The organism is Corynebacterium sp., from assembly GCF_030532965.1.
In the GTDB taxonomy this organism is placed as follows: domain Bacteria; phylum Actinomycetota; class Actinomycetes; order Mycobacteriales; family Mycobacteriaceae; genus Corynebacterium.
Genome location: NZ_JAUNKC010000051.1, coordinates 1 through 8636 on the forward strand (window position 1 = coordinate 1; position 8636 = coordinate 8636).

At 45.2% G+C, this 8636-nt stretch carries 6 protein-coding genes and 2 pseudogenes; 3 read left to right on the forward strand and 5 right to left on the reverse strand.

The window, feature by feature from the left end:
- The first annotated feature begins 66 nt into the window (after positions 1-66).
- Positions 67-330 carry a hypothetical protein gene (locus Q4D85_RS14210; protein WP_303201432.1) on the forward strand — a complete coding sequence of 88 codons (264 nt, stop codon included), beginning with the start codon at positions 67-69 and terminating at the stop codon, positions 328-330.
- 888 nt (positions 331-1218) lie between these two features.
- Positions 1219-2277, forward strand: a complete 1059-nt coding sequence (locus Q4D85_RS14215) for a hypothetical protein (protein WP_303201433.1) — start codon at positions 1219-1221, stop codon at positions 2275-2277.
- A gap of 121 nt (positions 2278-2398) precedes the next feature.
- On the opposite strand, the gene Q4D85_RS14220 is transcribed toward Q4D85_RS14215, so the two are convergent.
- From Q4D85_RS14220 to Q4D85_RS14240, 5 genes and pseudogenes are all read right to left on the reverse strand, one after another.
- Positions 2399-3097: a hypothetical protein gene (locus Q4D85_RS14220; RefSeq protein WP_303201434.1), complete on the reverse strand. Its 699-nt coding sequence runs from the start codon at positions 3095-3097 to the stop codon at positions 2399-2401.
- Between the two features lie 16 nt (positions 3098-3113).
- Positions 3114-4760, reverse strand: coding sequence for a hypothetical protein (locus tag Q4D85_RS14225; protein WP_303201435.1), 1647 nt, complete (start codon positions 4758-4760; stop codon positions 3114-3116).
- A gap of 1 nt (position 4761) precedes the next feature.
- Positions 4762-5475 carry a TOMM precursor leader peptide-binding protein gene (locus tag Q4D85_RS14230; protein ID WP_303201437.1) on the reverse strand — a complete coding sequence of 238 codons (714 nt, stop codon included), beginning with the start codon at positions 5473-5475 and terminating at the stop codon, positions 4762-4764.
- Positions 5476-5490: 15 nt separating this feature from the next.
- Positions 5491-6834, reverse strand: coding sequence for a YcaO-like family protein (locus Q4D85_RS14235; RefSeq protein WP_303201438.1), 1344 nt, complete (start codon positions 6832-6834; stop codon positions 5491-5493).
- A 1173-nt stretch (positions 6835-8007) separates the two neighbouring features.
- Positions 8008-8247, reverse strand: a pseudogene (locus Q4D85_RS14240) (integrase core domain-containing protein); the annotation flags it as partial.
- 192 nt (positions 8248-8439) lie between these two features.
- On the opposite strand from Q4D85_RS14240, the pseudogene Q4D85_RS14245 reads away from it, so the two are divergent.
- Positions 8440-8636: pseudogene (locus tag Q4D85_RS14245) on the forward strand (IS5/IS1182 family transposase); the annotation flags it as partial.

The following is an 8636-nucleotide window of genomic DNA, read 5'->3' on the forward strand; positions in this document are numbered from 1 at the left end:
ACCCCACCACCAACACACCCAAACAACCTAAGCTTTTGAAATGAGACCGCTATAGTTAACCTCTGGATGATTGGGTTATCGGCGCTGGCACTGACGTTTCTGGTCGGGCACTTACGGGCCATTGCCCCACTACCCGGCGGCGACGGTGTTGATTTAGGTACTACACTGACGGTGCTAATAGCCTTAGGGGGCATCGTCGTCTGGTCCACCAAATCCTCAAAAGGTGCGGATACCGCACCGCTCACCAATAGAATCCGCGCCTACACTATCGCAAAAATCGCTGGCTTTTCCGTCATATGCATCTCAACAGCTTCGTTACTTCTCAGGTAGAGTCAAGCGGCAATTAGCCCTTCCGTACAGAACCACATAACCTGGCACGATATCGCGAATTTTTATTCCGAGATCTACCGTTCAGTTACCGCAGGAACATGGTTCGAGCTCATCACATTGATCGCAATATTCAATGTCTGCTACTTCTTCATCGATATGGTTCCCCAACCCGTGCTCGGAGTGGCTGAACTTCGATCCGAAATCCAATCCGCCAGGAATCGGCTATCAGCCCATGCCTCCCAATTGAAAAATCCCAAACCCCCAACCTGGAAATGGGCATCGTCACTATTTCCCTTTTTTGAACTTCCGGTAACTCTCTACTTATTTTCTGCTTCGTATGCGGAAATTCTCCCTACAGTTTTGGTTATCACGTGGTTCGCAGCTTTGAAATTTGTCTGCTTTGCCCTGTTCTATGACGGGTACCAGCAATTGTCCATACGTTCCCAATGGTCCACCTTAAATCTGCTCACAGCATCAGGGAACCTGATTATCGTTCCTATCGCAACGCAGTCGCTTAGCCTTTTTGATGCAGCGCGGCAATGGGGCATACACCCATTCCTCACATTCCTCATCGGAAGTACTCCAATATTTCTACACATCGCCATAATGACAATTGCAATCATGTGGAACAAGCAAATAGTCAAGACACTACGAAAGCTTCCACATAACGCCATAACAATGGCGATTATCGTTCTAATAACAGTCGCTTTATGTGTATTCGTCTATCGGCCAGATTTCCCGCGGGGCTATTCCCTACTGCTATCCATATCGGCGATCTTATTTCTAGCCTTAGCGTGGTGCTATTTGCCCGGCAATCGGGTTGAACGAGAAATATTCGCCTACCATAAATCCACCGTCACGAGTTTAGAAAAACGGCTTCAAAACACAATGAAAACCACAGTTCACAACCTCAATACCTCCTTCGATTTCTATCCCCTATCCAACCGGACAGTAGCGACTCCCCCTGCCACCAACGGGGAGCGACAAGATCCACCAGCACTAACACTCACGACGTACACGGTCGGGACTCTAGTAATCGAAGGCACTGACATTACGGTGTCCGACCCAACCCACCGAAGCGATAGTGAGATTAAGCTACCTGCCAAAGCTGGGGAATATGACGTTCTAGTAACCCTCGCTGGTGATGAGAAAAACCCCGAAGGAATGCCCGGGCAGCCAGCATATCTGAGCATCTTGTTTTCCGAAACACCAATTTCACGGTTCGGAATCGTCGATTTCAACATAGGCCAAACACCAAAGCACACGTCCAACAACATAAACACCACGTCCGGCATTGTCGGTTTTGCAACCAAAGCCCCGAAAACCACAGTGGCGGCAGCAAGCCTGGATGCACACGGCATGATCGGAGACACCGCCGCGTATTGCCGCGTCGAACCAGGAAGCAATTACTACGTGTGGGCAAGCCTCGATAGCTCCGGTGAAATCACGGGCTACCACATCGATTGCGCCGTTTTGAATATGCGTAGTGAACAGGCAATCCATCTCAATCCCGAAACATCAGCGCTCGTGACACTCCCCGATAATATTGATCCGCGCTTCCACCGCCTGTTGGTGCAGGCCGGTTGGCGCTGGGACCGACAATCTGCTGCACCTGAATGCAAGAAAGCACCAGAAACCATCCGTTGGTTTGTCAAGGCGCTATGGGGCTTGACCATCGTCGATGAAATTCTGGGGTTTGATTCCTCACACCACCCGGTTACGCTTTACAACCGTTTTCAATTCGGGCCGACAAAGGAAAAATCCGAAATGTTCGTTCTCGGAACCACAAATTCCGCCACAGTGCTTATCGACGACGGCGGGCGTTTCTACCTACGTAACGTTGGCGGTGCCGAGCACAGCATCCCCGGCGAGTTTTACGAGGGGCTATACAACCTCATCTACAACCTCGTCCGAAATCCGGGCGCAACAGATACGGCTAATCAGTAAAAACCTAGTCGCATGCACTATGCCCTTTTACAATTCCGATGACGTGCACTTTGTATATATCTAGCCCGATAGCCCCGACCAGCAGGAACGCCGCCCACTGAAGTGCCCCAAAAAGCCTTCGTTAATCGAGTTCAGATGGATACCCAAGAGCAAGTGCAAAGAGCTGATGCCTAGACACTCCATCGAATTCTATTAGATTACGCAATGGAGAAGGTAAGAGTCCCGCAAAAACAGAACCAACTAAGCCAAGCTCAATGGATTTTAGCCAAGCGTGATAGGCAAGCATTGACGCTCTAATCATCTGTTCACGGTATTCATGAGCATTTGAATTCGATAAGTCGGTTCCAATGGTTATAAGAACAGGTGCCTTCTCAAATTCTTCTTGCAATACAAGTCCCTTAAGATCATTTCCGCTAGTGGGTTTAAAAACTGGATTAGCTGTCCGACGCATTACGTCTAATTCATATATGGCTCGAGTTAGGCAGTCGACTCCATTCGCTATCAAGATAATTTCTAAACGTGGAAAATCAGCTGCCCGATCTTCCTCGTTTAGAAATACAAGATCCCAAGCGAATCTTAAAATCTCAAACAACATAGTAGCAGGTACGGTACGTTGTGACCATATTCTTGTAGCAGTTCTTTTGTGTAATGCGGAAATAATTTCATCTCTAACAGGTGAAGAATCTCCGAAAGGGATCGCAATTTTTTCCCCACAAGTCGAACGCTGTTTCCTTACTATTTTTTTTCTGGGGATATCATTATGTGTATCGTCTAATAACTCTTTGATCAGTTTACGGGTGATATCTGCACTATCTAACATGGATCTTCCTTTTATTTTAGAACGTTACATCAAACATTGCCGTAACGGGTTCTAGTTCAGGATCTAGGGAAAGAAAATGATGTATCTTTAGATCTTCTAGGTGTTTGTTTCGTTTAAAACTCCAACCGAATTTGGCCGTAAGGCGTTGTGCCGTTGCTAAAGCACAGCCACTGTCCAAAAACAGAATACGCAAAGCAAATGCCCCATACTTAGAAGCAACCTTCAAAAAATCGCCGGTTAAAATAAAAGACACGGGGGCTGTGCTTTCAAAGGCCGTTATATCAATACCCAAATTTGCCAATGAGTTATCTTTGGGAACCCATGCATAAATACCAGGAGGCACACCGATAAAATCACGGATAACGACGTAGATCATTACCGAGCCAATATTTCCACCAGAAGCAGTCCACCTCTTCACCTTATCGTTTGAGATTTCTTTAAGCCCTGCCATGGAATTAAGAAGTAGACTCAAGGAATCAAGTGCCGAATCAGAGCTCGCCTGAGTTTTTACAAATTCTTCGTCAAAAACTGCTGGAGGTAACTTTGTTTTGGGGAATATAGGCCATGTTCTAAACAAATGTTGCAATTGGAGATTACTTGATTTGTAATGAACCTGATGAGCTTTGGGATCTGCAAACTGTTTCGGTGGCATTGAAACGCCGGCTTCATATAGCACTGGAAGTGGAGCGGGAATACCTTTATTTTCATCAGATGGTGCCGCACATGTGCAATTCGTACATCCTGGCTGGGATGAAGCGAATACTTCATCAACTGTTAAACTTTGCAAATCAACCGAACGCCACTTATTAGGAAGTGGGGAAGGACATGACCTTGAAACTAGTGCGAATATCTCACGACAAAAAAGCGTAATACCTATTTCTAAACTAAAAGGCTGTATCTTTTGGGTGCTCGGAGAAGGATCATATGTAGTGCTGCAATCGAAACAAGGTGTTAATCCTCTTAATAAATAAGGACCAAGTTGTGCAACTGAACTGGTGATTCTAAAGCAGAGAACAGGCTTTTCCAGTTCCCACGCTAAGCTTATCAATTCCTTTGCGGTCTGGCGGTTTTCGCCGTCTTCTAGCACCAGGATCAGGTCAACTCTGGATAACCGGCCCGGATCGATTTCGTTGATTTGCTCGACTTCAACTAATGAATCACGTTGGAGCAGATTTTTCAGCCGTGCAGACAACTCCCTATTGCCCCAAATTGCAAAATGAGTATTTGACCATCTGGTTACAGCATCTTCCCAGCAACTATTGGCAGCTGTCGAATCTCCGATTCGTGACACAAAGTTCACTAGAGCTTCATTTTGATCAATTTCATTTGAGCCGATCCTCGGTGAATTTTCTTCAATCACTCCGCTAGTCCACAAAAGCGCTAAAATCCGAAAAACTATTTCTTCTGAAACTTCAAGTTGTTGAGATAGCGCTTGATGGTCATGTTTTCCATCAAGAAGATGCATGAGTTTAGGTAAGATTGTGGCAGCGACACTGCCCCGAAAAATTTGCCGCTTTGGAGTACCCGTGACAACCAATTCGTTTTCATTTTGTTCCACATCAATGTCTCGTCGAATTCGGGGAAACTTCGGAACTCGTAATTGGGGGTCGAATTTTGCGGCCTGTCCGATATGGTTAGCGCTGAGACCTTTTTTTGTTTTCATTTTAACCTGTATCTGTAGACTTATTGACGATGGTGTTTTCTAAAGAATGATTTTCGATCGATGACATTAAGGATTGCCAGAGTTTGTTTTGGTTTTCTATTTTCTCTCCAAACCTCCCACCGCACCGTTTACATTGGTCAATGCCAATAACCGGATGGGAAGTTAACGTTCCTGTCACTAGATCCAAAAGTCGTGCATTTGCTCTTTCTGAACTATCACCGCTATGGTTACAAAGGTTATAGAGTTCCCAATTTGAAATGGCTGCAACTAATGCAATTTGGATTTCCAAAATAGAGTATGCTCTACTTAAACCTTGAGGTATACCCTGATCGGCGGAATGTGCAGTTCCGTGTTGGCGACGGCGTCGTTCAACACATGAATAGCAAGGTGTAATCTTTGGTTTTATGATCGGACCAATTTGGATTTCTGTTGGTCGCGCTATGATAGGAAACCACGGAACATTCCATCTATAAGCGACCTGTTCAACAGTTTCAGCGATATGTGGCCGCTCATAACCGATCACTAGTACGATCAGATCTGCCCAAGGCCAATTGTTTGGATGGGTTCCGTTTTCGATTTTAATAACCGTCCCCGCCCAAGTTCTGGCTAATTCTTCGGAAACTTTTGCACCAAATTCGTCTGCTGCCAAATATAGGATTTCTTTATTTTTTTGAAACGCTTTCAACATTTTTGAATTAGTTTCTATTGTTTGCATATTTTACCTATCTATTTAAGCAAATGGTTGAAGGTTGGGATTTATTTTTTCTTCAGGTTTGCTTTCATGCCCCATGGCAATTGGCGCTTCATACAAACGTGGGTGGCCCAAATATCTAGCGCGGTGAACGAATGATAGCGGCATCAGTTGCGGTATCAAAACCCTGACAACATGCGCCCCGATTGCGCGTGCTTCATCGGTAGTTAAGTCTACTACGAGTACTTCGCACCCTTTAAGTGCTAGTTGGTTGACAAGTCCATGTAAGGAATTGTCAAACTTATAATTTCTTCCAATTTTTGCCAGAGTTGTTTTTTCACTCTTATTTTCTAAGAGAAAATTATAGAGAGGTCGGTTAGCAAGTTTCCCGTTCAATATAGCTCCTCCGAAGACACTAATAGTATCTTCGGGATCGTTAAGCATTGTATCGCTATAAGCATTCGATAACGACCTTAATGCAATACGAAGTGATGCAGACTCACGCAATAATTTTGCGATTGCTTTGCTTGGATTAAGGTCACAGGTTGCGGCAACTAAAGTTGCTAATTTCTCGTCGTTGTCCGCTAATTGAAGTCCATAAATTACGGGAATTCCTAAGTCAGTGGTTGCGTCAAAAAACCTAGTTTTAAGGAACGGAGATTGACCTTTTTGCCAAAAATCTTGGTGTTCAACGTTAAGATCTTCTTCGACGATTTCTATTTCAGGTAGGGGCAACTCTTGAAGCCATGTTAGTGCGATTGAATCTCTTTCCACCACTTCTAGAATGCCGTTTTTGACCGCTTCGATTGGGTCTGTATGCGCTGCACACCCTGTTGAAACGGGATGCGTGTACCTTTCGGCTGCACTTTCTGGAGTAATTTTTAAGTACACTTGAACAGCTGGTACGTAGACTGCTTTATTTCTTGTCAATGACCAACTTTTCACCCACCTGATTGGAATTCTAGGATCGCTTGATACCAATCCCGACCTAGGATCGCGTAGTTCATTCTCTGAGCAGTTTGGCCATTGGGCGGGTGCTATTCCATCCTCGCCCATTTCGGTTGCACTAGCCCAAACGAAATGGTCAGGATCCCATGAAATTGATGCGTAGCGTTCCAGTGACTCTGCGATGCTCAGATATGCCGCCACTCCTTTATCTATGTCACCGCCCGCACCATCAAAGTTTCCAGAATTTGGGTCATGTGACCATCCTTTTTGAGTTCCGAGTACTTCTCCCGGATTCCCGAGAGATCCCGTGTAAATTGGATAACGGGGTTCTCCTTCTGTGGACGGAAGCTGTTGAACCCTTGAGACTAGTCCTAATGGAGATAAAAGGTCTCCAAACGGAAGTAGTGAAGGAGGTATGTTCCCTTCAGGTAACATTTTTTTACTTTAACCATTTATTTCCTTTAGCCTGTTGATGAGTAAATGCTAAGTTTTGTCGTTTAAATGTTTATTTAATGTTCCACATACATGATTACTCTTGTTGGCATTTGATAGTTTGTCAGTGGTTTAGTGAGCAAGAAGCACTTCTAGAGAATGCACAACTCAAACTAAAACTATTCAGGAATGTGACTTACTTAAAAACCTCTCACTACCCTGGTCACACGGGTAAAGATGAATAGAATCATTACACGTCACTGGAACGCATCTCGCCCGAGGAATACACAAAACCAAACCACCCACATTCCACTATTAAGACAATCCCCACCAATGCTATGGAGAAATTCCTCTGCCCCATGCAACCAGCCAAAACGCCTGGCCAACAGAAATTAGGGTTTTAACAGTCAATAAAAGATCACGTACCCCATCAAGTGTTGCCTAGTTATCAGACACACCCACACAGGTCTTCATCAGCTGCAACGAAGATTCAAAGTCCAACACGGCTACTGGAGAATTCATCGTGCAAAATCCAATTTGCATAACGTACTAAGCCCACACAACGAATGAGCGAACCTAAACACGAAAACCGGTACCCATCAAATAGAAACGAACCCTCATTTGAGAACACCGGTCACGTGCTTCAAGACAAAAGTGTCAAGAGTATCGCAGCTCAGGAAGTTTGGCGTACTTCTACATCTTTGTCGCTGGGGTTCCTCTTAACTAAAATGATTGCACGTCAATCCGCACTTTCATTTAACAAACATTGTTACTTAAAGATGTTCTTGAGGAAATCCCAAAGGTCCCAGTACTTAACGCAATGAGATTCCAATTGTCCAGTAGGCCCCACGAAATACTGGCGCTCTTTACAGGGCCATCCGGCTGCAGAAGGTGTGAAGAAGTCAACAGCCTGAGCTGGCATTGGAGCCACTAATAGCGTGCATGCAATTATTGCTGCAGCTGGTATTGATGAATATTTTTTCATGATCACCACTTTCTCTTATAGTGAAATCTTACATAATGGAGTGTAGCACATTTGAGCTTGCAGGTGGAGGATTATCCCAATTTTCTCATTGTTTTGGTTGTGGTTGATATGCAGGATAACGAAGGGCTTGGTGATGGGTATAAGGTTAGTCGGTGTGAAGTGTTCTAGGTGAACTGCCCCGGGTTTTGTTCCTAGGCATTTGCCTTGTTTCCCATTATTTGTTGTTGGCGGTTAGTTTTCCAATATTCCGTTTCGACCTCGACTGGTGTGCGGTAGCCTAGGTTTTCGTGGAGTCTGGTTTCATTTCACCAAGTAACCCATTGGAACGTGGCGATTTCAATTTCTACAGCATCAGCCCATCTGTGGGGATTGATGAGTTCATTTTTGTAGGAGCCGTTGACATTTTCCGCGAGGGCATTGTCGTAAGAATCCTTTTGCCGTGCCGGTTGATGCGGTAATTCCTGATTCTTTCAGCCGCTGAGGTTTTCTCACCGGGGAAATGGGTGTGAATTTTTGACCTGTGGTTTTGGAGTTTTGGTGGGTGTGTCGTAACGAAAGGCACGCGGAAAGATCTATCAGCATTGTTTTTGTCAATGAAAACAAACGTCTGAAAGGTTTTCCGCGTGCTCTGCTATTGTGCCACACTTGACGTCCCCATTACTACTGTCCGCATCATCAGCGCATGGCTTCAAGCGCATCGTAAGCGCCACGACCGCCGCTCTTATCAGCGTGCCGCCACCTGCTGGACACAAGCGACTATGCTGTTACGCTGGCTGTATGACGCAACTAGCATTGCTACCATTGCCCGTGACGTAGGTGT

Bases quoted from the DNA above. Each gene is read 5' to 3' on its own strand.
- Q4D85_RS14230 (WP_303201437.1), bottom strand. From the start codon at position 5,475: ATGCAAACAATAGAAACTAATTCAAAAATGTTGAAAGCGTTTCAAAAA.
- Q4D85_RS14215 (WP_303201433.1), top strand. From the start codon at position 1,219: ATGAAAACCACAGTTCACAACCTCAATACCTCCTTCGATTTCTATCCC.
- Q4D85_RS14225 (WP_303201435.1), bottom strand. From the start codon at position 4,760: ATGAAAACAAAAAAAGGTCTCAGCGCTAACCATATCGGACAGGCCGCA.
- Q4D85_RS14210 (WP_303201432.1), top strand. From the start codon at position 67: ATGATTGGGTTATCGGCGCTGGCACTGACGTTTCTGGTCGGGCACTTA.
- Q4D85_RS14220 (WP_303201434.1), bottom strand. From the start codon at position 3,097: ATGTTAGATAGTGCAGATATCACCCGTAAACTGATCAAAGAGTTATTA.
- Q4D85_RS14235 (WP_303201438.1), bottom strand. From the start codon at position 6,834: ATGTTACCTGAAGGGAACATACCTCCTTCACTACTTCCGTTTGGAGAC.